The organism is Flavobacterium sp. DSR2-3-3 (genome assembly GCF_049896585.1).
In the GTDB taxonomy this organism is placed as follows: Bacteria; Bacteroidota; Bacteroidia; order Flavobacteriales; family Flavobacteriaceae; genus Flavobacterium.
Genome location: NZ_JAFCUP010000003.1, coordinates 338,536 through 364,188, shown reverse-complemented (window position 1 = coordinate 364,188; position 25,653 = coordinate 338,536). Strand labels below are relative to the sequence as shown.

The following is a 25,653-nucleotide window of genomic DNA, read 5'->3' as shown; positions in this document are numbered from 1 at the left end:
TAGGCGATGGTCGGGCTAAATAAAGCAAATTATTCGGATTATCACACTATTTCCAAGTACAAAACCATTTTCATTTTAGCCTGATTCCCGAATATTGCTTACTAGCTGTTATATGATGCCCTTTTATTATTTTTCTTATCTTTATTCTGTGTTTACAAGTGTAAGCTATAAAACTAATAGCTAAAGAAGTAATGTTATTAGATTGATTTTTAATTTGTAATCCAAAATTGATTATTATTTAAGGAATCTTCTAATCCAATGATTCCACTTTTTAAATCGAAGTATATTTTATTAATTTTTACATTATTTATGTTAAGAACTGCTTCGTTCGATAGTTCAAAAATCATAACTTTTTTAAATGAAATATTATTAATGTTTTTTTCAAATAATAAATTATTGTCTTTTGGGTAATTTATATAAAAATACTGACCGATTATAATTTTATAAAATAATAAATCATTTTCAAGTTTACTTATATAAAAATCTAAATCTATGTAGCCTTTAATGTTTAACCTAATAAACAGTTTATCATTATAATATTCCGTTCCAAAATAATCACCATTTAAATATACATTTTCATTAATTTCATATAAATCATTTTTAATTTCGATTCTTTCACCACTGGAGTTTTTATAGATATTATTATTTCCTATTTGGCTGTATTTTGTAGGTATTACATCAAAATCACTACTCTTGAATTTATAATAAACTTTTTTGTTCTCCGCAATTCCGACATTTAATTCACATGAAGAAAGAAAAACAATTATTAATAGATAAATTAGCTTTTTCATTTTTATTTTTTTTAAAAAAAAGAGTGTTTTTCTTGCTTTACCAAAGTTAAATCTTTCATTTTTAATTTCGGTATGATTGTGGCTTTAATAGTAAGTCGATCTTCTATTTTTTTGTAAGGTTATTTTTTTATTTTGGTCTAAGTTATATTTTAATTTTTTACAGATTTTCGCCGTTTCGTGTAGCTCAAGGGTTTCATATAACGTCCCCTCGCTTGCTCGTCGTTGCGGGCTTCGTGAAAATAAAATTTCTAATTTAAAATAAATATGATGCGAAACGAAAATATGATTGAACCACAAAATCCGCAATGCGTGCAAACGAGTGTTAGCAAATCGTTGCTTTCTTGCAAATTTTGCAATGGTTTTGCTCCTCACGCAATTGATAAAGGAGAATGGAATTTAAATACTGGATGGGAGTTTAAAGTTTGGATATGTACAAATTGCTTAATAGATAAAAATCCTCACTTAATTTCTCATAATGAAAAAGAAAGCATAATGTACATAGCCCCTCTTTCTTCTGAAGATAGAGCTGCTATGTGCAATGTTTGCTAACTTGTATATACTCGCTACAAAGTAGCGACAATCTACCCAATTTAGGATGTATAGTCGCTACGGAGTAGCGTATTTTCATCAAATGTATAAATAATATTTTTATTACAAATCATCAAAAGAACTTTTTATTTGTTGGATACTTTTTGTACTTACGTGGGTATATATTTCGGTCGTTTTGCTGCTATTGTGTCCCAATAATTCTTGAATGTACCTCAAATCGGTTCCGCTTTCAAGTAAATGCGTAGCATAACTGTGGCGTAACCAGTGCAAAGTAACGGGTTTTCTGATTCCTGATTTTTGTATGGCTTGTTTTAAAACTTGTTGTAAGCTTCTATCATCATAGGGCTTTCCTTTGATTTGTCCTTCAAATAAATACGTTGTGGGTTTAAATACTTTATAATACTCCCGTAGCATTTCTAAAATTTTTGGGCTTAATGGGACTATCCTGTCTTTTTTGCCTTTTGAATTTTTAAGCAATACAATATTCCGCATCGAATCTATGTGAACGGGCTGGAGAGCCAATAATTCGCCACAACGCAGGCCACAACTATAAATCAATGAAAGCATCATTTTATGTTTGATGTTACTATGAGCATTTAATATCAATTTTATTTCTTCTTTGCTTAATACATTGGGTAAAAGTTTAGCTCGTTTTGGTCGGTGAATTTTATCAACTTCAATTTTTGTTGCTCTGACTGTCATAAAAAACAGCTTTATTGCATTTACAGTTTGATTCTGATACGAAGCGGAAAGCTTCTTTTTCAATATATAGTCGTTATTAAAAATAATAACATCTTCATTATTGATTTCTGCAGCGGGTTTTTTCAGTAAAGATCAAGAACGATTTTAAAGATTCACTATAAGTATCAATGGTACTTTCACTGTAACGCTTAGAACGAAGCCATTGCTTGAACTTTTCAATTTGTATTATCCCTTCCGCCGATTGCAGCGAATTTGCCAAAGATTCTATTTTAACGCGTGCTCTGTTTTCAGTTTTATCCGGAATGTGCCACACTGTTTTTTGCTGACTCCATCTCGCTCCCTCTACGTGTTTTACCTGCCTGCCCGCAATCAGGTACGGGCGATTAAATCAGCCTTTTTTATCAAAATAAACTGCAATTCTACTTTCGTTTCTATATTTTATCAATTTTGCTGTCCAGTTCACAAAGTGCATTTTTGTTATTTGTAGAATAATTTTTTTATTGTATCGTCTGTTTATTAATACCTAATTTCAAATCTTTAATCTCTCTTTTCAACTCCAAAAACATGTCGGTCACACTTGCCGTTTCCGTTAATTCCTGTTTTTTATCTGTGAGTCCAATGTTGCACACGTATTCCCAAATTTCAAGAATGTCGGAAACCTTGACTTCATAAACCGGATAAAAACTATTGTCTGATTCCACAAATAGTACATTCTTTTTGTTTTTATTCAATCGCTTGTATACCATACCTTCATTTTTGGTGATCAGTATATAGGTCTTACCATCATTGACGTCTCCTAACTTTTCAATATACCGCCCAACGATTATGGAACCATCTGCATGTGGTGGCATCGAATCTCCTTCCACCGGAAAACCCCTGTGCTTGCCCGAGCCCAAAAACGGCAATGAAATTTGCTGCAGACTTTCAATATATTCCGGATCGGCATACCCATTCAAATACCCGGCTTTTACTTTTTGCGTAACGACTTCAATAAAATTATCTCCGGCTGAATCCACTGTAATAGGCAATAATATTCTATTATCCTCAAGTTTCAACAAATTGTCCAAAGGAATTTTCCTCACATCCACAGATAGCAATAGGTCTATACTAATATGGTAGTAATGGGCTATTTTCTTCAGTATTTCATACGGGGCTTCCGAGGTTCCATCTTCATATTTGACATATCTGCCCCTGGTTATTGCTAACGATTCAGCCAGCTTTTCTTGTGAAATCTTTTGTTGCACCCTAAGGTTCCTGATGTTGTCGGAAAATAAAGACATAGGTATTTTGTTATAATTTGTAACAACAAATATAGACAAATTTGTTATCATCTGTACTAATTTTGTAAAGTATAAAAAACGAAAAGAAGATGGAAAGAGCAATTGTACACATGGATTTGGATACTTTTTTTGTGTCCTGCGAAAGACTGGGAAATTCAAAACTGGAAGGAATCCCTTTAATTATTGGTGGCGGGGATCGTGGCGTAGTGGCTTCTTGTTCGTATGAAGCCCGTACCTTCGGAGTGCGTTCCGCCATGCCTATTAAAATGGCACTCCGCCTCTGCCCTCAGGCAAAAGTGATGAAAGGTGATATGGAATTGTACTCCAAATTATCGCATGACGTAACCGAAGTGATCCAAGAAAAAGCACCTATTGTAGAAAAGGCAAGCATCGATGAATTTTACCTTGATATTACTGGAATGGATAAATTTTATGGGGGTTACAAATGGACCAACGAACTAGCACAATCCGTTACCAGAGAAACAGGATTACCAATAAGCTTTGCATTATCGATAAACAAAACTGTTTCTAAAATTGGTACTGGCGAAGCCAAACCCAAAGGAAACTTGGAAATACCGGAAAATAAAGTACGGTCTTTCTTAAATCCGCTTTCGATTCAAAAAATACCCATGGTGGGCGATGTGACTTTTCAGCTGTTATCCCGAATTGGAATCCGTACCATTCAGACGCTTTCAGAAATGCCTGCCGAAGTTTTACAAAGAATGATCGGTAAAAATGGCATCGACATTTGGAAGAAAGCCAATGGCATCGATACCAATCCAGTGGAACCGTATACCGAACGGAAATCCATTTCAACGGAACATACTTTTAGTCAGGATACCATTGACATTCCAAAACTAAAATCAATACTGATCGGAATGGTCGAAAAACTGGCCTTTCAGTTGCGCTCCGAAGAATGGCTGACTTCCACGGTAGTTATTAAAATACGGTATTCCAATTTTGATACTGAAACCAAACAATGCAAAGTCCCCTATACCTCAGCCGATCACATGCTGACTAAATCCGTTACCGATTTATTTGATAAAGTTTACCAGCGTCGAATGCGACTGCGATTAATCGGAATTCGTTTCAGTGGACTCGTTCGTGGAACCTATCAAATCAATTTATTTGAGGACACCGAAGAAATGCTATCGTTGTATCAAGCCATGGACAAAATGAAAAGCCGGTATGGCTTTGATGCCGTAATGCGTTGTGCCGGCGCAACATTTAAACCCAATAACAAATCCGAGATTTTAAAACGCAAAATATAACTCATGTACCTCAACTGTCATTCTTTTCATTCGCTGCGCTACGGCACTATTCCGCTGTTGGATCTCATACAGCAGGCGGTTGGTTGTGGTGTTAAGACAATGGCATTAACGGATATTAATACGGTTACCGGTATCTATGATTTTACAAAAGCATGCCACGAGCTTGGGATAAAACCAATAGTGGGTATCGAATTTCGCTACAACCATCAACTGCGTTATATCGGTTTGGCTAAAAATGCCGATGGGCTCGCCGAAATGAACCGCTTTCTGACCAAAAATAATTTCGAAAATACTCCTCTACCAATATCCGCTCCTGATTTTAAAAAAGTAGTCATTATTTATCCTTTCGAAAATAAGCCAGCAGAACTAAAAGATCATGAATATATAGGCATTGCTCCGGATCAGCTTCCCAAATTATTTTTACCGGAATGGAAAGCTTTGCTTGACAAAATGGTGGTTTTGCAATCCGTCACCTTCCGGACTAAAAGAGAATTCAACCTGCATAAAATCCTTCGAGCTATTGATACCAATGTTATCTTGTCCAAATTGACTTTGGACGATTATTGCAAAACATCTGAAGTAATGATTCCTGTGGAGGAACTGCTTTCGAAATTTGAGGAGTATCCGCAAATTATCGAAAACACGCAAAAGTTGATGGATCAATGTCATTTTGAATTCGACTTCAAAACGCCCAAAAACAAAAAATACTATTCCGGAAGCAGGGAAAGCGACATGCAGCTTTTGACGAAGTTGGCTCACGAAGGATTAATCAAAAAATACGGTGCCAATAATTTGCAGGCAACAGCAAGAGTGGAAAAAGAATTAAAGGTGATTGATCAGCTTGCATTCAGTGGCTATTTCCTGATCACGTGGGACATCATTAGATACAGCATGAGTCAGGGCTTTTTACACATTGGTCGGGGAAGTGGTGCCAACAGTATCGTGAGTTATTGTTTGGGCATCACGGACATCTGCCCTATTGAACTGGATTTGTATTTTGAACGTTTCCTCAATGTAAACCGCAAAAGTCCACCTGATTTTGACATTGATTGGTCTTGGAAAGAACGAGATACCATTCTCCGATATATTTTTGATACCTACGGTGCGGATCATGTTGCCTTCTGTGGAACCAATGTCGAATTTAAATACCGTTCCATATTCCGGGAAGTGGGTAAGGTTTTTGGTTTGCCCAAAGAAGAATTGGATGCATTGGCTAAAAACCCAATGGCGTTACATGATAAAAACCCAATAGTAAAGTTAGTACAGGAATACGGGATGTTGCTCGAAAAATACCCCAATCAACGCAGCATGCATTCCTGTGGAATCCTGATTTCCGAAGAACCCATTACCAATTATACGCCTTTGGAAATGCCTCCAAAAGGGTTTCCAATCGTATTGTTTGACATGCACATTGCCGAAGACATCGGCTTTGAAAAATTTGACATCCTGAGTCAGCGCGGAATTGGTCACATCGATGACAGTGTGAAATTGATTGAAAAAAATCAGGGAATTAAAGTCGATATCCGGGATACTGCTATATCAAAAAATGAGGAGAAGGCCAATCATTTTCTAAGCCATGGAAAAACAATTGGGTGCTTTTATATCGAAAGCCCGGCCATGCGCGGCTTGTTGCGCCGTCTGAAATGCGATAACTACAAAACCTTAGTAGCAGCCTCCTCCATTATTCGCCCGGGCGTAGCCCAATCCGGTATGATGAAAGAATATATTTTCAGGCACAACCATCCCGATAAGTTTGAATATTTTCATGACGTTTTTAAAGAACAGTTAGGCGAAACTTATGGGGTGATGGTCTATCAGGAAGATGTAATAAAAATTGCGTTACATTATGCAGGACTTCCGGCAGCCGATGGAGATATTCTGCGTCGGGCCATGAGTGGAAAAGGACGCTCCAAAGCTGCTTTGCAAAAAGTCAAGGACAATTACTTTGCCTGCTGTGCCCAAAAAGGACATTCTGTAAAGTTGAGTGAAGAAATATACCGACAAATTGAATCCTTTGCCGGCTACTCGTTCTGTAAAGCGCACTCTGCCTCTTATGCTGTCGAGAGTTACCAAAGCTTGTATTTAAAAGTCTACTACCCTATTGAATTCATGGTAGCGGTGATCAATAATCAGGGTGGTTTTTACCGTACCGAAGTATACGTACATGAAGCCAAAATGTCGGGTGCAACCATTCAGAATCCTTGTGTAAACAAGAGCGAGTATGAAACTACGGTATATGGCATCGACGTCTATCTCGGTTTCATGCATTTGGAAGGTTTGGAAAGTAAAGTAGCGTATGGTATTGTTAAAGAACGGGAGGAACAAGGCGAATTCAAATCATTGGAAGATTTCATCAACCGCATTCCCATCGGTATTGAAGGCATACAAATTTTGATTTTTATCGGAGCCTTCCGCTTTACGGGAAAAACAAAAAACCAATTGCTGGTGATTGCCAGACTCATCTTAGTCAATTTCAAACCCGAAAATAGAAACTTGATGCTGCTTCAGGAACCAATCAAAGAATATGAACTCCCTATACTCGAACGCTCCCCTTTTGAAGATGCTTTTGATGAAATCGAGCTATTGAGTTTTCCGGTTTCCTGTACTCCTTTCGATTTGTTGCAAACCAAATATCGGGGGGACGTAATGGCAAAAGATTTACTAAAACATCATAAAAAAACGGTTAAAATGCTGGCTTACCTTATTTCAAGAAAACATGTACCTACCAAAATGGGAACCATGTATTTTGGAACTTGGGTAGACATAGAGGGGGAATATTTCGATACGGCACATTTTACAAAAAGTCTGGAAAAATATCCGTTCCAAGGCGGTGGCTGTTATTTGCTTTTAGGAACTGTAGAGGTAGACTATCATTTCCCTACGATCACGGTTACCAAAATGGCAAAAATGCCGTTCCTCCCCGATCCGCGGTATTCCAACACTTCTGATAGGCAATATAAAGTTCATGAACAAATTCGGGAAGATGTCAGCATGACCCATCGGGCACCGTATCCACAGGAACATGAGATTAATCTGCCGAGGCATAAAATGGAGGTGGGTGCAAAAAAAGAGTCGGTTTGACCTTTTTAGGAAGAAATATAATTGCTTTAATCTTTTACACAAGAATAACAATACAATTCACGTTATATACCAAATGAAAAAACAGGAATACGCAATAGTAGATATAGAAACCACAGGCGGTAATGCCAGTAACAGTCGCATTACAGAAATTGCCATTGTTATTCATAACGGAACCAGCGTAATCGACCGCTGGGAAACACTCGTCAACCCAGAAAAAGAAATACCGCTTGCCATTTTTTCGCTAACCGGCATTAACAATGAAATGGTTCGGGATGCACCTATTTTTGATGCCATTTCTGAAAAAGTTTTAGAAATGCTTACCGGACGCATTTTCGTTGCCCATAATGTCAACTTTGATTATTCGTTTGTTCGGCACCAACTCGAAGCAAGCGGATTCAAATGGACCGCGCCAAAATTGTGCACCGTTCGAGCAGCAAGAAAGATTAAGTCAGGATTGGCTTCGTACAGCTTGGGCAGGCTTTGCCAATCCTTAGACATCCCTTTGATAAACCAACACCGTGCCGGCGGTGATGCAGATGCCACAGCCATACTATTTTCCCGTCTGCTGGAATGGGACATTGAAGGAGTAATCGAAAAAATGATAAAAAAAACTGCTCAAGACCAGCGCTTACCTCCTAACCTACCGCCTGCTGACTTTGAGCAGTTACCTGAAAAAGTAGGTGTGTATTATTTTTATGATCAGACAAGGAAAGTTATTTACGTAGGAAAGGCAATTAACTTAAAGAAACGGGTAGCCTCCCATTTCAGTGGGCACAATATCACGCCACAAAGGCAAAATTTCCTGAGAGAAATACACAGTATTTCCTTTGAAGTCTGTGCTACCGAATTAATGGCGCTATTGCTGGAATGTACTGAAATTAAGAAACTGTGGCCTACCTACAATAGGGCACTCAAACGCTTTGACCCTAAGTATGGGCTGTATGAATATGAAGCCCGCAGCGGATACAGATACCTGGCCATTGGAAAGCTGGGTAAATTTCAGTCGTGCATAGAGTCTTTCAATAGTTTGTATAAAGGCATCAATGTATTGCGCAGCTTATCCGAACAATTTGGCATTGATAACCGATTCTGTAATTACGGCATGGACGACCACGGAGAATTTATCCCAAAACCGGACCGGGACAATTTACCCGAAGTCGAACTACACAACGAGCAAGTCGAAAATGCCATTGATTTTTTAGTCAAAAACAGGCCAAGCTTTGCCATTATAGACAAAGGCAGGACTGCTGAAGAACGCAGTTGCATTTGGATTGAAAACGGTCACTTTTATGGCATGGGATATATTGCATCGGATCTTGGTTTTACCAATCCCTCTGAAATAAAAGATCATGTTACTTCATACAAAAGCAACCAATACAGCGTGGATTTAATCCTTGCTTATGCTGAGAAATATCCCGGCAAAGTCCGTTTTAAACTAGCCGAGGAAGAATCATAATTCATTCCAATTGCATCTAAATATTTACATCAGGTAGTTATAGCATCAGTATGTTTTGGCGAAACTCGCAGGTTCCGACTAGGTCTTAAATTCCTGTACGAACTTCTTCGCAGATCAATTTATTTTCAAGTAGATGTTGCAACTGCTCTCACAAATTTTCAATAAACACCTTGGATGAGGCATACATAATGAAGTATCTTAGGTATTCAATTTTCCAATGGCAAACAAAATAAACAAATGACTAGCAACACCGAATTAATCCGTTTCTTGGAAGCACAAAATCAAGTGTACCTGAAAGCACTTTCAGAACTAAAAAAAGGCAAAAAAGACACCCATTGGATGTGGTACATCTTTCCCCAATTAAAAGGATTAGGTTCGAGTGAAACCGCACATTTTTACGGTATAAAAGATTGGAATGAAGCTACTGAGTATTTACAACATCCTGTTTTGGGACAACACCTGATTGAAATTTCTTTAGTTGTACTTCAACTTGAGGGAAAAACAGCTTCAGAAATATTTGGAACTCCAGACGATTTAAAATTACGCTCCTGCATGACATTATTTGCGACAATAGAAAATGCCAACCCAGTATTTGCTAAGGTTTTGGAAAAATATTTTAACAGCATACCGGATGAACGTACGCTACAATTGCTAAACAGGATTAAGTTATAATCCAAAACCAGTTAACCATCTGTTTTATCCTCTAAAAAAACTATTCTTTAACGAAAATATTATCAGTCCGGTAAATACCAATGGTACGGATAGAACTATTCCTGAATCAATTGCCTCAATCTGATATTTTTTAATATCGGATTTTATTTTGTGAAAAATGATACGATTTTAAATACAGTTTTAATATAAAACGGACTAAAAGCAAGCTGAGGTCATGTCTCATGGATGCTGCGAGCGCATGATGGCTATGTTGCACTGGTCACCTTTCGGGACTTATAGCTCTGCACGTCCATAAGCCTAGTACTACTTGCTTTCTTTTTTCAGTTTTTTATTTTCAAACTATTTTTTTGAGTGGTACGGGTACAGAGACAGGAATTGAAATATTAATAACTCGTTAGGTGTGATCGAATGATTTGATTTTTGATATTATTTATTGGTCGATCAAAAATAAATTTAGTGATATATTTCACCAATTTTAATGCTGTTATTTTTGCTGAAATTCTTGTTTTATAACCTTCAAAAGTTTAAAATAATTGATTCTAATTCTGAATTGGTTACGTAATTGCGAAAACAATGTTTCGATTCTTTTCCGTGATTTTGTAAAAATATGAGAGTGTGGTTTAAAGTCATTTTGATTTTTTCTGTTGGGAGTTTCTCATTTGATATTTACCGTTTGAAACAAATTTAATGGAATGCTTTGAGACAAGTGACCTCTGACTCCAAGCAACAGACATTCAGACATTTGTTGTTTTATTTTTTTTTTAAAATAGACATCAAGAACGGCTGCTTTTGTGCTATTAAAGAAATGAAAAAATCCCTTTGACCAAACAAACTTTATGCAGTTTATATCCGTAAAATCTATTCTTTTGAGAAGCACAAAATTTTTTTGAAGGTATAGTTTCAAACTCATTTTTACAGATTTTAATTTTCCCATGACCAACAAATCTGCAAATTTACAACGGCATACTTCCGATAATATAATAATCTTTAAATTCTAAAAACCTTCAGTTAATTTGGTTCTTACTTCTTCTGAGAATAAAAACAATTTTTGTCTTCTTTTATTAAAATGACTTCGCATAATTAAATTAGGAATTTGTCGCTTATCAATCTTTTTGAATAGAAAATTCTCATTATCAACAGCTATAAATTCAGTTGTTAAATTTATTGATGCAGATGTCAATTACACAATAATAATTTAATTTCGAAATTCAATTTTCATTCAAATTTGAATCATTACTTTGCAGTATGAAAATTTTAATCATTGAAGACGAAATTGATATTGCCAGCAGCATAAAAAGTTATTTAAAAGCTAATGATATTCATTGTGAAACCGCAAGCACCTACCAAACGGCGCTGGACAAAATAACTATCTATGATTATGATTGCATTTTAGTCGATCTAATGCTTCCTGATGGTGATGGGTTTTCGATTTTAAAGGAATTGAAAAGTCTAAATAAATCAGAGGGAATTATTATAATTTCGGCTAAAGAAACGTTAGAGACCAAAATCGAGGGATTCAATCTTGGAGCAGATGATTATTTGACAAAACCCTTTCATCTGTCAGAGCTGTTGGTAAGAATTCAGGCTTTGGTAAGACGTAAAAAATTCGACGGAAATAATAAAATTGAATTTAATGAAATTGAAATTGATACTTTAGCAAAATCGGTTAAAATTGGAGATAAGAAAATTGACTGTACTAAAAAAGAAATTGATTTGTTATTGTTTCTAATTGGAAATAAAAACAAGGTTTTGTCTAAAAGTGCCATAGCTGAACACCTGTCGGGTGACATGGCGGATATGCTGGACAATCATGATTTTGTGTATGCCCACATCAAGAATTTGAAAAAAAAACTAAACGATGCCGGAAGCAATGATTACATAAAATCAGTTTACGGAATTGGTTACAAATGGAACAATGAATAAAAAATTATTACATACTACTCTAAAATACTATGTTTTATTTTCTTTAATAGTGATGCTTTCAGCAGCGCCATTATTTTTTTATATAACTCAATTACTGTATCTACATGAAACAGATGAAGCTTTACTACTTCAAAAAGAAGAATTTGAGCTGTTGTTTGCGCCGCAGTTAAAAGACAAGGATGTTGCTGTTTGGAATAAGTGGAATAGGGATATAAAAATAGTCAAAGTTCAAAAAATAATTTCTGGAGACACGCTATTTAGCCATAGTTTTTATAATAATTTGGATAAAGAAAACGAACCCTATCGGGTACTCAATGCTCCAGTTACAATTAATAATAAGCCCTACCTTTTTACTGCCAGAATAAACCTAGTTGACAACAAGGATTTTATTGTCAGTATTTTAATGGTGTTTACCATCATTATTTTAATTCTTCTGATTGGTTTATTCATCATTACCAGAAAATTGTCTATCACGCTTTGGAAACCATTTTACGACACTCTCAAACAAATAGAGAAATTTGAAATTGACAAAAGTTCCAATCCAAAATTAGCTGAAAATTCTATTGAGGAATTCAATCGACTCAATCTGGCAATAAATAAATTAATTGAAAGAAACACACGCATTTATAAAAGCCAAAAAGAATTTATTGAGAACGCGGCTCATGAACTGCAAACACCAATTGCTATTTTTAAAGGAAAATTGGAAACATTAATGCAAAGAGACGATGTAACGGAAGAACAATTTGATATACTGGACAAATTAAATGATACAACGACAAGGCTCAACCGATTGAATAAAAACCTTTTGCTTTTATCAAAAATAGAAAGCAAGCACTATAACATTCCTGAAAAGGTTCTTTTTAATAAGGTTATCACAAATCAATTGGATTTTTTTAACGAACAGGCATTATCAAAAAATATAAGTATCAACACAGATTTAGAAGCGGATACATTCGTTCAAACGAACATGTTTTTGTCTGAAATCTTGATCAGTAATTTGTTTCTGAATGCAATTAATCATAATGTTGTTAGTGGAAGCATAAATGTTGTATTGCGTGAGAATTCTTTAGTTTTTTCCAATACGGGAATATCAAAGTCACTCGTAACAGATAAATTGTTTGAACGTTTTTCTAAAGTAAATCCATCCTCGAAAGGGAATGGTTTGGGCTTATCAATAATTAAGAAAATTGTAGAGAACAACAATTGGGAAATTATTTACAGTTACAAAGATAAATTACACATTTTTGAAATTCGATTCTAAAATTCAATATTTCTTCAAACTCCAATCGCAATTTTGTCGTTTAAATTTTAAATAAAGAATAAAAATCAAGACAATGCAAAAAAAAATAATACTGTTACTTTCATTTCTAATATTATCAATTTCAAATTCATTCGGACAAACCAAAGGCATCACAATATCAGGAATTACAAAAGATAAAACCTCAAAAGAGACTTTAGCATTTGTAAATGTCCTTTTGAAAAACACAAAAGACATCGTTTTGCTTGCGGGAACTGTTACTAACGAAGAGGGAAGGTTTTCATTTTCAAATGTTGTTCCCGGAAATTACTTTCTAGAGTTTACATTTATTGGATACAAGGCAAAAAACCAAGCTATTTATGTAGGTTCATTATCAGAATTTCTAGATGAGGGAAGCATTGAATTAGAAGAAGATGCTACTATTTTAAATGAAGTAGTTGTCGTTTCAAAGACAGAACTTATCAATCAGAAAATGGATAAGAAAACCTTCTCTGTGGCAGATAATATCAGTCAGAGTGGTGGTTCTGTTTTGCAAACAATGCAAAATTTGCCCGGTGTTTCCGTGCAAGACGGGAAAGTACAAATTAGAGGCAACGATAAAGTCACAGTATTAATTGATGGGAAACAAACCGCATTAACAGGATTTGGAAATCAATCGGGCTTAGATAATATACCCGCATCTGCGATAGAAAAAATTGAGATCATCAACAATCCTTCTGCGAAATACGATGCCAACGGAAACGCTGGAATTATTAATATTATTTACAAGAAAAATAAAAAAGAGGGATTCAACGGAAAAGTGGGTTTTACTTCTGGATTGGGTGCGCTGTGGGAAAGAAAAGAAAATTTACCAACTATTCGACCACAATACTCATTAACACCAAAAATTAATCCGACACTTTCACTTAATTATCGTAAAAATAAAATTAATGCTTTTTTTCAGGGTGATTATCTTTATACTGAAACGCTCAATAAAAATGAGTTTGTAACGCGAACCTACACTGATGGAACTATTATTAATCAACAATCCAAAAGAAATCGGAATACGCATTTCACTACTTTAAAAACTGGAATTGACTGGAATATTAACGACCGAAATTCACTTACTGTTTCGGGTCTGTTTGGAACCGAAAAAATCATTGATAACGGAGATCAGCCCTTTTTTAATGAAAATTATTCGAAACGATTGCGATTGTGGCAATTTTTGGAAGATGAATTAAAAACCACCGCTATGGCTACTGCTGCATACCAGCACAAGTTTAAAGAAGCAGGACGTTTGTTAAATATTGGTTTCAATTATACTTTCCACAGAGAAGATGAAAAATATTTTTTTGATAATATTCTGCCAACCTACACCGGAAAAGATGCTTTCAAATTGTTATCAGATGAGAAAGTAGCCGACTTTAATGTTGATTATATCAAACCCTTAAAATACGGAAGATTTGAAACCGGTTTTAAATTCAGAAAAAGGGATATTCCAACCAATATGCAGTTCTTTCCCGGAGCAAATTCTCCAATAGATAGTGGTGCTGGAGGACAAGCATTTTACAAAGAAATTATTCCGGCCGTATATGGAAATTATATTTTTGAAAACAATAAAATTGAGGCAGAACTGGGTTTGCGAGTAGAATATGTCGATTTGCAATACAATGTCAATCCCAATCATAATACCTATAAAAGCGACGGTTACAGCTATACCCAACCTTTCCCAAATGTGCGATTGGCATACAAAATTAATGACAACAATAAAATATCTTTATTTTACAATCGTAGGGTAGACAGACCAAATGAAGTCGATATTAGAATATTTCCAAAATACGATGATGCAGAAATCATCAAGGTTGGGAATCCTGCCCTTCGCCCGCAGTTCACCAATTTATTGGAACTGGGTTATAAAATGAACTTAAAAAAAGGATATTTCTATTCGGCAGCGTACCACCGTTTTGCAAATGCCACCATCACCCGAATTTCATCAACGGTCCCAGACAGCAATTTAATCTATGCTATTTTCCAAAATGCAGATAAAAGCTTCAATACAGGGAGTGAAATGGTTCTTTCGCTCGATATCGCAAAATGGTACTCATTCAACTTTAATTTAATTGCCTATCACAATCAAATTAATGCTTTTACTGTTGAAAATAAGTATCCAAAACCCAATACTTTTTCAGCGGAGAAACAAGAAATTTTCTCTGGAAATATAAAGTGGAACAATACATTGCATTTATCTAAAAAAGTAGATGCTCAAGTAACGGCAATTTATTTAGCACCGGATATCATTCCGCAAGGCAAAATAAGCTCTAGATTTTCAATTGATTTAGGTATTAAAAAATCAGTCCAAAATGGCAAAGGAGAATTCTTCCTGAATGCAACCGACATTTTAAATACATTAGTAATCAGGAAACAAATTCAAGGTCTGAATTTTAATTATAACAGTACTGACTATTATGAAACACAAGTGGTTCGATTAGGTTACAATTATAAATTTTAATGTAAATGAAAAAATTACCGGAAATCACGATTGTATTTTAGATAATGAGAATTTGTGCAACTACTTTAGGGAAACAGCCGGAGACTTACTTTTAATGACAATAAATATTGGTTGTGCACGAACGCACTAATTTTTGGGGTTGATAAATAGGACGATAAAATATTTTAAATATAATATCGCAGATAAAGCTATTTGGTGAAAAATTCAATATTTCTTCAAAATTGGTTTATAGCTTTGAGTAGTATTAATTTTAAATGCAATAGCAATGAAAAAGTCACTTTTAGTTATCGTTCTAAGTATAATGTCATTCGTTTCTTTTGGACAAAAAATTAAAGAAAAAGAAGTGCCAAAAATTATTACAGAGGCATTACACGAAAAATATCCCAATGCTAAGGGCGTAAAATGGGATAAAGAAAAAAACAATTATGAAGCCAGTTTTGATGTTAATAAAATAGATAATTCGGTTTTATTTAACGGGGAAGGGAAAATTGTTGAAACAGAGATAGAAATACAAATCAGTACACTGCCTAAAAATGCTTTAGACTACATTAACACGCATTTTAAAAATCAAAAAGTAAAAGAAGCTGCAAAAATAATTAACCAAAAAGGGAATATAATTTATGAAGCTGAAATAAAAGGCAGTGATCTTTTATTTGATGAGAATGGAAATTTTATCTCAGTAGAAAAGGCTAGTTAGTTTTAATTTTATAGCATCCACAGTTTTTGTGGGTGCTATTTTTATTTATTTTTTCACTGTTTTCCAAAATTATTTTTTAGACCATTATGCTAAAAAAAATCAAACTGTCAGGCAGATTTTCCTTGTTACTTTATTTTACACTTTGCTTTCTTATTGTGTCTTAAATAGTACGAATAGTCTTTATTATTTGGCAATTTGATCAAGTTTAATTTAATGTTTTTACCGTTTTGGGAACATTATTAACCGGATTATTGTTGGATTGTATGCCACGGGGACAAGTACCTTTCGGGGTATGGAAGCAATGACACTTTGCATTTCGCCTGCACCAGAACACTATTTACAATAATACCTATGTTAAAAATCATTCTATTTTCATTAATTAGTTTCGCATCTCTCACTGCACAAGAAGTAAAAACAGATACTATTTCAAAAGCGGCGATTGCCAAAAATATTAAATTCAATTACAAACAACTTGTTATTCCGGCTGTATTAATAGGATATGGTTTTATAGGAATTGAAAGTGACCAGTTAAAAAGTTATAATTCTGAAATCCAAGAGGAAGTAAAAGAAGATATTGACAGAAAGACAACTATTGATGATTTTTCGCAATATGCGCCGGTACTTTCAGTTTACGCATTGAATGCAGCTGGAATAAAAGGAAAAAATAATTTAAGGGATCGTTCTATAATATTGGTTACTTCTTACATCATTATGTCTACAGCGGTTCTGGGTTTAAAATCGTTAACCAAAGTTGAAAGACCCGATGGGAGTAACAATAATTCTTTCCCATCAGGGCACACTGCAACTGCTTTTGCAGGAGCTGAGTTTTTATGGCAGGAGTACAAAGACAAATCCTTTTGGTACGGAATATCAGGATATATTGTTGCAACAGGAACGGGAGCATTTAGAATTATCAACGATAAACATTGGCTTACAGATGTTGCCACTGGCGCAGGAATCGGAATTTTAAGCACTAAAATAGCGTATTGGATGAATCCATATCTAAACAGGAAATTGTTTAGATCGAAAAAAAATAATACAACATCAGTTATAGCGCCTTTTTACAATGGAAAAGAATTAGGACTCTGCTTTGCGAAGACTTTTTGAATATCACTAAAACGCTTACTGCCTGAATGATTGCAATTCGTACTTTATAAAATAAAATGTTTAAAAATCTTTCTTAAATCGATTTGTTGTTTTTCATAACCACTGCAAATATTCATGGCATAAATATAAATCTTGGCAGAGACATTAATCTTAATAGAAATAGATCATTTGACCCTTTTTTTACTTTTATAACTCACTGTGTATTTCCCATTTTCATTGTTATACTTGTCAGTCTGTTATTATTGAGTTGGATTAGAAATAAAAAGGTAGTTCAAAAAAAATCCATTTATATTGTGATTTCTAAACCTTCATGAAATTAATCACTAACAGAATCAAGCTGTTTTTAAAATATTCCTTTTTAGAAAAAGTAACAAATGTTACAAGTGTATCTTTCCCGTCAGATCATACTTCAACAGCATTTTTTACGGCAACTTCATTCAGTATCGCTTTTCCAAAATGGTCAGTACCGGTGTTTTCATTTTTATGGGCTAGAGCCATTGGTTATTCACGTATGTTTTTAGGTGTTCACTATGCCAGCGATGTGTTTGCGGGTGCCATAGTCAATATAGGTTCCGCGGCGATTGTTTATGCAACGACTTGATTTTAAATAAGAACCAAAAAAATCGGATAGAATAAAAAATAATTGTAACGAGAAAGGGATGTTCGTGAAATAAACAAATAACTACGCTTTTAAAAATTTTTAAAACATAAATTACGCCGCAATTACCACGTTCCAAAACATGAAATTCCACACCACTATTTAAAAGCTATTGCAATAAAATTAGCGATTATGAATTATATTTGATGTTACTACGGATAAAAATTTTAAATTATTTTTAATCTAATTTCACAAAACAATTGATGACTGATGAAAATAAAAAGAATTACAAGAACCGTCTGGATACTATCTTTAGTCAGTTTGTTTACTGATATGGCTAGCGAAATGCTTTATCCAATAATGCCTATTTATTTAAAAACAATCGGATTTTCTATTGTTCTAATTGGTGTTTTAGAGGGTTTTGCCGAAGCATTAGCAGGATTAAGCAAAGGCTACTTTGGGAAATTATCTGACAGTTCAGGAAAACGTGTACCGTTTGTGCAAATCGGTTATGCATTAAGTGCATTGTCAAAACCAATGATGGCAGTTTTTTCTTTTCCACTATGGATTTTCATTGCACGAACGATAGATCGTTTCGGAAAAGGAATTCGCACTGGAGCAAGGGATGCTATTCTATCAGATGAAGCCACAGCAGAAACAAAAGGAAAAATTTTTGGTTTTCATCGGTCAATGGATACTTTAGGTGCAGTTCTTGGACCAGCATTAGCACTGATGTATCTTTATTTTTATCCACAGGATTACAAAACCCTATTTTATCTTGCTTTTATTCCAGGAGTACTTGCAGTTGGAGCAACCTATTTTTTGAAAGACAAAACAAAATCCTATTCAAAAGAAAAAAAACACATTCCCTTTTTCTCCTTTCTTCATTATTGGAAAAAAAGCTCAGCACAATATCGGAAATTAGTAATCGGACTATTATTATTTACATTATTTAACAGCTCCGATATTTTTTTGCTGCTAAAAGCCAAACAAGCAGGTTTGAGTGACACAGCAGTAATTGGAGTTTATATTTTTTACAACTTGGTCTATGCAATTTGTGCATTCCCATTAGGAATTTACGCTGACAAAATAGGACTGAAAAAAATGTTCGTTTTCGGACTTTCGTTATTTGCAATGGTGTATTTTGGAATGGCTTTCAGTACAGGTTTTTACGCAATAGCATCGTTGTTTTTTATTTATGGCGTTTACGCAGCTGCAACTGAAGGGATTTCAAAAGCGTGGATTACTACTATTTCAGACAGAAAAGATACAGCCACCGCGATAGGAACCTATTCAGGATTTCAAAGCATTTGCACTATGTTAGCAAGTACGTTAGCTGGATTAATTTGGTATCAGTTTGGGGCCAGTGCTACATTTATAGTTACGGGAATAGCAACACTAGGTATCATTGTTTACTTCTCATTTCAATCATTCCGGTAAATTTTTGTTTTACAAATCATATAGTAAACTAAACTTCTCTCAAAATCATCACGCATTTGTTTTACAATATCTTTCGTTCCTCTTATAAAAAAGTCAACTAATTCTTTATTCATTAGGGTATTTTTGATTTCTATTTTCCCGTAACCTAAAATGAGTACATTCCCTCGTTTTAGGATTGCCTCTGTATTTATTACGTTAAATTATCATCAGTACTTTAAAGATGGCCAAAGTGCGTCGCGCTTGCGTCAACCGCTATTATATTTAAAAAAAATTGCTTTAACTGCTGAAAATCAGTACATTTAGATTCGAATTCAAGAAGCAGCGACATTTAAATATTACATAATTCATTTGATTTCTGGAAAAATTTAATTTGTGGCTGTGCAAGGCAAAATCGAATCTGCCTTTAATGCCCTACTAATTAAATTCTTGCTTCTCATTGCTCCATATAATTATTCAGGTTGCCACAAACAATTTTGAAAATGAAAAGTACAGCAACTAAAACAGTAGCCATAATAGTCGCACATCCTGATGACGAAATCCTTTGGGCCGGTGGAATTATACTGAATAATCCCCAGTGGCAATATTTTATTACCAGTCTTTGCCGAAAATATGACGAAGATCGTTCCGCAAAATTTTATAAGGTTATTAAAATTCTTAATGCACAAGGTACAATGGGCAATCTCGATGACGAACCTGAACAAAATCCTATAAATGCTGCACAAGTGGAGCAAAAAATATTGCATTTATTACCCAATGAACATTTTGATTTAATCATTACTCATAGTCCTTTTGGAGAATACACCAAACACTTAAGACACGAGGAAGTAGGTAGAGCTGTAATTACACTATGGAATAAAGGTAAAATTGCCACAAATAAACTTTGGGCTTTCGCTTATGAGGATGGTAATAAAAATTATTTTCCAAAAGCAATTGAAAATAACACCTATTTTGAAACGCTCAAAAAACGGATTTGGAATAAAAAATACAATTTAATAACCGAAACCTATGGCTTCGAGAAAAACAGTTGGGAAGCAAAAACAACACCAAAAACAGAGGCATTTTGGGTTTTTAATAACCCAAATGAAGCAAATATGTTTTTGAATAGATAATATTAAAATTATATTTATGAAAGTATTGGTGCTTTATGATTATCCACCATCACCAGGCGGATTGGCAACTCAAGGCGATCTTTTGTATAAAGGCCTGCTCGAATTAGGAGTTGATGCCAAAGCAGCTCATTTTGGATCAACACAAGAAAAAGAGTGGTATTATCGCTGGTTTCAACCCGATGTAGTGGTCGGTATTGGCTACTGGGGGCATACGCCACAGTTAATTTTACACCCGCAGCAGTTTGGTGTTCAGCCCATTCCCTGGTTGGTTGCAGATGGCTACATTGCCAATTATCAGGAAGTCTTAAATGAGCTTCCTTTAATATTGGTCACTTCACATTGGGTAAAAGAAATGTATGTCAGAGACGGAATTAGTGGAGATAAAATTGAAGTTTTGCCTGTGGGTTGCGATACCAATTCTTTCAAACCTTACGATAAAAACAATCCTAAAATACTGGCTGTTCGTGAATTTTTAGGTATTTATCCTGACCAATTGATGATTTTAACCGTTGGTGGAGATGCCGCATCCAAAGGTGCTCAAGAAGTCATGCAAGCCTTGGCAATTATTAAGACTAAAGTTCCAGATTGGAAATATGTATGCAAAGTCTGGCCTCAACAACGAACAACATCGCAAAATTCTCTGGATCTACAGATAGCATCCGATTTGGGCATCGAAAAAAACGTAATTTATGAAACAAATACTATTTCTAGAAATTTCATGCCTTACTTCCTTGCTGCTTGTGATATTTATGCTGCTCCATCTCGTCTAGAAGGATTTGGAATGTCACAAGTAGAAGCGGGTGCGTGCGAAAAACCAGTTATTGGCATAAAAGCAATGGGAATGCTGGACACTTTAGTTGATGGCGAAACCGCATTTTTAGCTAATGTTGCACAAAAGATTGTGGTAAATGAAGTTACGCTCGGCCACGAATCAGGATTTGAAAATAATTACAAAGTTCAATTTAAAGAAGCTCGAACCGTCGATTACCGCGCAAATGTTGAAGATATCGCCGCTGGATTATTGAAGTTGATGAATGATCCAGAATTAAGACAAAAAATGGGTGCAGCAGGCAGAAAACGAGTAGTCGAAAATTTTGATTATAAAATTGTTGCACAAAAATTTATAGATATAATGAATGATAAATTAGGTATAAAAAAATGATAAATTCACAAAAAACTACAGTAATAAATGCGGCCAAAAAAGCAGCTATCGAAGTGCTTTTACACAATATGCATGGCCCATTTCACGAACTTCCCCGAACTGCGGGCTGGGGTTATCCGGAACCGTATACTAGAGATTTATTGATTTCGATTCTAGGAATTGCCGTTTCTGGAAATGAAAAACTACTAAAAAGCATTAGGAAGGTTTTGAAAACTCTGGCAAAACACCAAACCGAAAGAGGACATATTTCATCATTGGTTCATGATGGTGATGATAGAGGCGCAAGCGATACAACGCCCTTATTTTTATTGGGAGTGGGTATTTACAGAAAAGTAATCGATGAACCCAATTTTTTAAAAGAGGCCGTACAAAAAGCATTAATTTGGATGGAATATCAAAGTCCATCCGACATGTCTTTAGTTGCACAACAACCTACCAGCGACTGGCGCGATGAACAGTGGGTATTGGGCTACGGATTGTTTGTTAACACGTTGGTTTACAGTTTTCTGAAAATTTTAAATCAATCTCAAAGAGCCGATGAAATACACCACGAAATGAGTCAATTTACCATTACGGGAGGTGTAATTCACGGTCATGTACACGAGGGTTTAGTATTAAAAGACAAACCTTATTATGCCTTTTGGTCGTATAAAGTTTATAGTAGTGAGCGCTTTGATTTATTAGGAAATAGCCTTGCTATCTTATCGGGAATCGCTTCACCCATTAGAGCTAATGAAATTGTTTCCTGGATAGAAAGCGAATGCGATGCAATGAAAAATAAAGGATTATTGGCAGTTGATTTACCTCCTAATTTTTTCCCTTTTACCAACCCGGGCGATCCTGATTGGCACGATAGATATTCCGAATTCAATACCCCAGGCAACTATCACAATGGCGGAATTTGGCCATTTATCTGCGGTTTTTATGTTGCCGCCTTAGTTGCAGCAAACAGATTTGCATTAGCAGAACAGAAATTAATAGTATTAACTGAATGCATGAAAAAAACGAATCTTTTGACAGAATCAGCAGCTGAAAATAACGATATATCCAATAAATATATAACTGCCGAAAATCAGGAATTTGGATTTAATGAGTGGATAAAAGCGCAAAACGGGGAACCCAAAGGTCAAAATTGGCAAACTTGGAGTGCCGCAATGTATTTATACGCCGCGAAATGCGTGGAAGGAAAAAGAACGCCTTTCTTTGAAGAAATGCGACAGAAATAAATGAGTAATCTACACTTCATTTTAGATACAATTTCACCAGTTAATATCGCAGGAACAAGACCTGAAGATGTTTTTTGGGCAGGTATTGCCGCCAAATCCTTACGGAAAAGTCATATTGCCCTTTCACAATAAAAATTTCAGTGGGGTGTAATGCGAGTAGATTATAAAAGTACTAAGTAAAGAAGGCTTTCATGTACTTGCTACTGACCAAATTGGCTTTGGAAAATCCACCAAACCTGTGAACTACCAATTCAGTTTTCAGCAAATGTCTCTTAATATTAAATCAATTCTCGACAGTCTGAACATCAATAAAATTATTCTTTTATTACATTTTATGTGTAAAATGCTTGTTATTGGATTTGCATCGTCCAATCCTGAAATAACAGACAAACTCATTCTAGAAATGGAAAAAACGAAAAAACCAACTAGAAACGCTCCTCAAAAAAATAGTATACACAATCCTCTATTAAATCCCGTTTCAAACTTTACGACAACTCCCTAATTTGAAAAACCTGCAATGCTTCTCTTCCGCACAGGTTTATCTCATTTGTTTAATATTTGTTTTGGTATTCAGTGATTGCATTTCATTGTTACTGCTGATCATGGAACGAAACCTTAGTTGTTAACAGCCGACTTTATAATTGTGCGCATCTTCCTCCAATAAATTTCCAGTTTTCGTCATCCGATTTGCAAATTTGGATTTGTTTAAAGAAATATTTAATCGGTTAGTTTAGCATTTTCCTTCTTTTCTCACTTGTTCTTATAGCTTCTGCTTTATCCCCAAATATATTTATAAAATCTTTATTCGAAATAAAAACTTCGATCTCCATCTTTCCAGCGCAATGCAAATCCTCATACATTTTTTTTGCAATGGTGTATCTCTCCCGAATGATAAATAATAATCGATTTGGCAAGTAATATAAATCTAATAAAATCATTTCCAATTCATTTTCTAATCCTGAATGCGTATTTTAAAATTACGCGTCACATAGAATAACTATCGATTGTTAAAGTTTTTTGTTGTTTAGTAAATCATAACTCTTGGATACTAATTTGTTTTTGATTTTATGGTTTGTGTATGTGTGTTGATTGGTTATTATTCCTAAAAAATAGTAAATTACACGGCTGTCAATTTAAAATAAAAAGTACTGCCCACGCCCAATTCACTTTCCACTCCAATAGTTCCGTTTTGTGCTTCTATAAATTCTTTGCTAATAGCTAAACCTAGCCCCGTTCCAGACTTATGACTTCCTGGAACCTGAAAATATTTATCAAAAACTTTCGTTTTATAACGGTTATCAATCCCTTTTCCGGTATCAATTACTTGAAAAACAACCTGATTATTTTCATTTTTAAGTTTTACAATTATTTTGCTGTTTTCTGATGAATAAGTAATTGCATTGGTTAAAAAATTAACTAGCACCCAGGCAGTTTTTTCACTATCCGCTTTTATGTCAGGTAAATTTTGTTCGGTCTCGATAATTAGATCAATTTGTTTTAGTTCTACTTGCACTTTTACGGCTTCGGTAGCGTAACTAATAATTTCATAAGGGTTACTTTTCTCAATAGTAAGCTTAATATTTCCTGTTTCTAACTGCGATAATTCCAACAACTCCCCAGTAATTTTTAATAACCGTTGACTGTCGTCTTTTATACTTTCGATCAATTGCTTTTGATCTTCATTAATGTTTCCTGTTTCTGCTTTTTCAAGCAATTGCAAACTTAATTTTATCGATGAAATTGGAGTTTTTAATTCATGAGAAACAGTGGCTATAAAATTGGTTTTGGCAAAATCCAATTCTTTAAAAACAGTAATGTTTCTTAAAATAATAACATTGCCAATATCAATAGTTTGATCTTCTCCTGTTGGTTTAATCGTAATATTGACGATCTCTTTCTCAAAATAACTTTCTTTTCCATCTGCAAAAATTTTCATTGGAAGTACTTTTCTACTTTCGTTTTGAAAATCGCTGACGATTAACGATTTCATCAAATCATTTGTCAGAGCGAGTGTTGCTATAAGTTTTCCAATCACTTCCTCCGTTTTTAATCCAATTATTTTTAAAGCCTCGTCATTGGCAAATAAAATTAAACCCTGATTGTCTAACCCGACAATTGGGTCGTGCATATTGTTGATCAAGGTTTCTAGTCTTTTCTTTTCAAATGACAGTTTATACAAATTACTATTGTTATATTCCTGCAATTTTTCTGCCATGGTGTTGAAAGATTTGGCCAGATCTCCAAATTCATTGTGATTCATGAAGTGCACGCGTTGCGAATAGTTTTTATTGGCTATTTCCTTGATACTGGCCGTAAGCTCTTTTATCGGGTTGGCAATATTGTTGGGCAAATTCACCAGAAGATTAAAGGCAATCAGAAAACAAAGTGTTCCGGTAATAGCGATCCAAAAATTAGCCGCCTCTGCCGTGTGTTTGGCAATATCGCTTTTTTGTTTAATCGCATTCATATTCAGTTTCATAATCTCGAAAATGTCCTGACGAATTTGACTTTTTAGGGTTTCGTCTGCCTTGTTTTTTTTCAAAAAATTAAAAACTTTCTTTAAATTATAAGTTGCGTTATCCTCGCCAGCTTCAGTAATATTGGCAATTTGTTTTATGAGATTTGTTTCAAACACTACAATTGCTTTTTCTTCGTCAGCATTCATTTCATCCAAAGAAAGCAACATATTTCGAGAATATTCTAATGTATTGTAATTGGCCTTCAGAATATTTTCGGTATCTTTTTTTATAGAAAAAATATAAAAAGCGCCAACTAATGAAAGAATTATTATCAATAGAAAAAGCAAGCCGACGCCTAGGTTTAATTTTGTTTTAATTTTCATT

22 protein-coding genes and 1 pseudogene are annotated in these 25,653 nt (G+C 34.7%); 17 read left to right on the top strand and 6 right to left on the bottom strand.

The features are described 5' to 3' along the window. Positions 1-209: 209 nt before the first annotated feature. Entirely contained in the window at positions 210-791 is a 582-nt protein-coding gene (locus ACP7AQ_RS06385; RefSeq protein ID WP_426094845.1) for a hypothetical protein, read from the bottom strand. A gap of 282 nt (positions 792-1,073) precedes the next feature. On the opposite strand from ACP7AQ_RS06385, the gene ACP7AQ_RS06380 reads away from it, so the two are divergent. Further along, on the top strand, positions 1,074-1,340 hold the full coding sequence (locus tag ACP7AQ_RS06380) for a hypothetical protein (protein ID WP_426094844.1): 267 nt from the start codon (positions 1,074-1,076) through the stop codon (positions 1,338-1,340). 102 nt (positions 1,341-1,442) lie between these two features. Here the strand turns inward: ACP7AQ_RS06380 and ACP7AQ_RS06375 are convergent, their stop codons facing one another. Further along, complete coding sequence (locus ACP7AQ_RS06375) at positions 1,443-2,042, bottom strand: tyrosine-type recombinase/integrase (protein WP_426094843.1); 600 nt, start codon at positions 2,040-2,042, stop codon at positions 1,443-1,445. A 497-nt stretch (positions 2,043-2,539) separates the two neighbouring features. Continuing rightward, positions 2,540-3,322: an XRE family transcriptional regulator gene (locus ACP7AQ_RS06370; RefSeq protein ID WP_426091495.1), complete on the bottom strand. Its 783-nt coding sequence runs from the start codon at positions 3,320-3,322 to the stop codon at positions 2,540-2,542. An 89-nt stretch (positions 3,323-3,411) separates the two neighbouring features. On the opposite strand from ACP7AQ_RS06370, the gene dinB reads away from it, so the two are divergent. The 4 genes from dinB to ACP7AQ_RS06350 all read left to right on the top strand — a co-directional run bounded on the left by dinB (position 3,412) and on the right by ACP7AQ_RS06350 (position 9,802). After that, on the top strand, positions 3,412-4,593 hold the full coding sequence (dinB, locus tag ACP7AQ_RS06365) for a DNA polymerase IV (protein WP_426094842.1): 1,182 nt from the start codon (positions 3,412-3,414) through the stop codon (positions 4,591-4,593). Between the two features lie 3 nt (positions 4,594-4,596). After that, positions 4,597-7,674 (top strand): DNA polymerase III subunit alpha, encoded by a 3,078-nt coding sequence (locus tag ACP7AQ_RS06360; protein WP_426094841.1) that lies wholly within the window; start codon positions 4,597-4,599, stop codon positions 7,672-7,674. A gap of 73 nt (positions 7,675-7,747) precedes the next feature. Continuing rightward, positions 7,748-9,130: an exonuclease domain-containing protein gene (locus tag ACP7AQ_RS06355; protein WP_426094840.1), complete on the top strand. Its 1,383-nt coding sequence runs from the start codon at positions 7,748-7,750 to the stop codon at positions 9,128-9,130. Positions 9,131-9,367: 237 nt separating this feature from the next. Next, on the top strand, positions 9,368-9,802 hold the full coding sequence (locus ACP7AQ_RS06350; RefSeq protein WP_426091491.1) for a DUF1810 domain-containing protein: 435 nt from the start codon (positions 9,368-9,370) through the stop codon (positions 9,800-9,802). 383 nt (positions 9,803-10,185) lie between these two features. Here ACP7AQ_RS06350 and ACP7AQ_RS06345 read toward each other — a convergent pair. Further along, a pseudogene (locus ACP7AQ_RS06345) lies at positions 10,186-10,961 on the bottom strand (IS982 family transposase); the annotation flags it as partial. Positions 10,962-11,047: 86 nt separating this feature from the next. Between ACP7AQ_RS06345 and ACP7AQ_RS06340 the strand changes: the two are divergent. The 12 genes from ACP7AQ_RS06340 (at position 11,048) to ACP7AQ_RS06285 (ending at position 23,312) form a co-directional block, all read left to right on the top strand. Beyond that, entirely contained in the window at positions 11,048-11,725 is a 678-nt protein-coding gene (locus ACP7AQ_RS06340; RefSeq protein ID WP_426094839.1) for a response regulator transcription factor, read from the top strand. Beyond that, positions 11,718-12,986 (top strand): sensor histidine kinase, encoded by a 1,269-nt coding sequence (locus ACP7AQ_RS06335; protein ID WP_426094838.1) that lies wholly within the window; start codon positions 11,718-11,720, stop codon positions 12,984-12,986. The genes ACP7AQ_RS06340 and ACP7AQ_RS06335 overlap by 8 nt, the downstream gene beginning before the upstream one ends. Positions 12,987-13,059: 73 nt before the next feature. Continuing rightward, entirely contained in the window at positions 13,060-15,471 is a 2,412-nt protein-coding gene (locus tag ACP7AQ_RS06330) for an outer membrane beta-barrel protein (RefSeq protein WP_426094837.1), read from the top strand. Positions 15,472-15,736: 265 nt separating this feature from the next. Continuing rightward, positions 15,737-16,168, top strand: coding sequence for a PepSY-like domain-containing protein (locus tag ACP7AQ_RS06325; protein WP_426094836.1), 432 nt, complete (start codon positions 15,737-15,739; stop codon positions 16,166-16,168). Positions 16,169-16,519: 351 nt separating this feature from the next. Then, positions 16,520-17,275 carry a phosphatase PAP2 family protein gene (locus ACP7AQ_RS06320; RefSeq protein ID WP_426094835.1) on the top strand — a complete coding sequence of 252 codons (756 nt, stop codon included), beginning with the start codon at positions 16,520-16,522 and terminating at the stop codon, positions 17,273-17,275. Between the two features lie 310 nt (positions 17,276-17,585). Beyond that, entirely contained in the window at positions 17,586-17,876 is a 291-nt protein-coding gene (locus ACP7AQ_RS06315) for a phosphatase PAP2 family protein (protein ID WP_426094834.1), read from the top strand. 267 nt (positions 17,877-18,143) lie between these two features. Beyond that, a complete protein-coding gene (locus ACP7AQ_RS06310) occupies positions 18,144-19,313 on the top strand; it encodes an MFS transporter (protein WP_426094833.1) in 1,170 nt (389 codons plus the stop codon). Between the two features lie 479 nt (positions 19,314-19,792). Then, a complete protein-coding gene (locus ACP7AQ_RS06305; protein WP_426094832.1) occupies positions 19,793-20,422 on the top strand; it encodes a PIG-L deacetylase family protein in 630 nt (209 codons plus the stop codon). Between the two features lie 16 nt (positions 20,423-20,438). Further along, on the top strand, positions 20,439-21,584 hold the full coding sequence (locus ACP7AQ_RS06300) for a glycosyltransferase family 4 protein (protein WP_426094831.1): 1,146 nt from the start codon (positions 20,439-20,441) through the stop codon (positions 21,582-21,584). Then, complete coding sequence (locus ACP7AQ_RS06295) at positions 21,581-22,810, top strand: glycoside hydrolase 100 family protein (protein ID WP_426094830.1); 1,230 nt, start codon at positions 21,581-21,583, stop codon at positions 22,808-22,810. The genes ACP7AQ_RS06300 and ACP7AQ_RS06295 overlap by 4 nt, the downstream gene beginning before the upstream one ends. Further along, positions 22,811-22,942, top strand: coding sequence for a hypothetical protein (locus ACP7AQ_RS06290; RefSeq protein WP_426094829.1), 132 nt, complete (start codon positions 22,811-22,813; stop codon positions 22,940-22,942). It begins immediately after the preceding gene. Positions 22,943-22,970: 28 nt separating this feature from the next. Then, a complete protein-coding gene (locus tag ACP7AQ_RS06285) occupies positions 22,971-23,312 on the top strand; it encodes an alpha/beta fold hydrolase (protein ID WP_426094859.1) in 342 nt (113 codons plus the stop codon). 223 nt (positions 23,313-23,535) lie between these two features. Here ACP7AQ_RS06285 and ACP7AQ_RS06280 read toward each other — a convergent pair whose 3' ends face one another. Beyond that, positions 23,536-23,748 carry a hypothetical protein gene (locus ACP7AQ_RS06280; protein ID WP_426094828.1) on the bottom strand — a complete coding sequence of 71 codons (213 nt, stop codon included), beginning with the start codon at positions 23,746-23,748 and terminating at the stop codon, positions 23,536-23,538. A 179-nt stretch (positions 23,749-23,927) separates the two neighbouring features. Then, complete coding sequence (locus ACP7AQ_RS06275) at positions 23,928-25,652, bottom strand: ATP-binding protein (RefSeq protein ID WP_426094827.1); 1,725 nt, start codon at positions 25,650-25,652, stop codon at positions 23,928-23,930. Between the last annotated feature and the right edge of the window lies 1 nt (position 25,653).

Coding starts and splice junctions, on each gene's coding strand:
- ACP7AQ_RS06315 (WP_426094834.1), top strand. CDS start 17,586: ATGAAATTAATCACTAACAGAATCAAGCTGTTTTTAAAATATTCCTTT.
- ACP7AQ_RS06320 (WP_426094835.1), top strand. CDS start 16,520: ATGTTAAAAATCATTCTATTTTCATTAATTAGTTTCGCATCTCTCACT.
- ACP7AQ_RS06385 (WP_426094845.1), bottom strand. CDS start 791: ATGAAAAAGCTAATTTATCTATTAATAATTGTTTTTCTTTCTTCATGT.
- ACP7AQ_RS06335 (WP_426094838.1), top strand. CDS start 11,718: ATGAATAAAAAATTATTACATACTACTCTAAAATACTATGTTTTATTT.
- ACP7AQ_RS06360 (WP_426094841.1), top strand. CDS start 4,597: ATGTACCTCAACTGTCATTCTTTTCATTCGCTGCGCTACGGCACTATT.
- ACP7AQ_RS06350 (WP_426091491.1), top strand. CDS start 9,368: ATGACTAGCAACACCGAATTAATCCGTTTCTTGGAAGCACAAAATCAA.
- ACP7AQ_RS06340 (WP_426094839.1), top strand. CDS start 11,048: ATGAAAATTTTAATCATTGAAGACGAAATTGATATTGCCAGCAGCATA.
- ACP7AQ_RS06310 (WP_426094833.1), top strand. CDS start 18,144: ATGAAAATAAAAAGAATTACAAGAACCGTCTGGATACTATCTTTAGTC.
- ACP7AQ_RS06380 (WP_426094844.1), top strand. CDS start 1,074: ATGATTGAACCACAAAATCCGCAATGCGTGCAAACGAGTGTTAGCAAA.
- dinB (WP_426094842.1), top strand. CDS start 3,412: ATGGAAAGAGCAATTGTACACATGGATTTGGATACTTTTTTTGTGTCC.
- ACP7AQ_RS06300 (WP_426094831.1), top strand. CDS start 20,439: ATGAAAGTATTGGTGCTTTATGATTATCCACCATCACCAGGCGGATTG.
- ACP7AQ_RS06375 (WP_426094843.1), bottom strand. CDS start 2,042: ATGACAGTCAGAGCAACAAAAATTGAAGTTGATAAAATTCACCGACCA.
- ACP7AQ_RS06275 (WP_426094827.1), bottom strand. CDS start 25,652: ATGAAAATTAAAACAAAATTAAACCTAGGCGTCGGCTTGCTTTTTCTA.
- ACP7AQ_RS06290 (WP_426094829.1), top strand. CDS start 22,811: ATGAGTAATCTACACTTCATTTTAGATACAATTTCACCAGTTAATATC.
- ACP7AQ_RS06355 (WP_426094840.1), top strand. CDS start 7,748: ATGAAAAAACAGGAATACGCAATAGTAGATATAGAAACCACAGGCGGT.
- ACP7AQ_RS06370 (WP_426091495.1), bottom strand. CDS start 3,322: ATGTCTTTATTTTCCGACAACATCAGGAACCTTAGGGTGCAACAAAAG.
- ACP7AQ_RS06325 (WP_426094836.1), top strand. CDS start 15,737: ATGAAAAAGTCACTTTTAGTTATCGTTCTAAGTATAATGTCATTCGTT.
- ACP7AQ_RS06330 (WP_426094837.1), top strand. CDS start 13,060: ATGCAAAAAAAAATAATACTGTTACTTTCATTTCTAATATTATCAATT.
- ACP7AQ_RS06305 (WP_426094832.1), top strand. CDS start 19,793: ATGAAAAGTACAGCAACTAAAACAGTAGCCATAATAGTCGCACATCCT.
- ACP7AQ_RS06295 (WP_426094830.1), top strand. CDS start 21,581: ATGATAAATTCACAAAAAACTACAGTAATAAATGCGGCCAAAAAAGCA.
- ACP7AQ_RS06280 (WP_426094828.1), bottom strand. CDS start 23,748: ATGATTTTATTAGATTTATATTACTTGCCAAATCGATTATTATTTATC.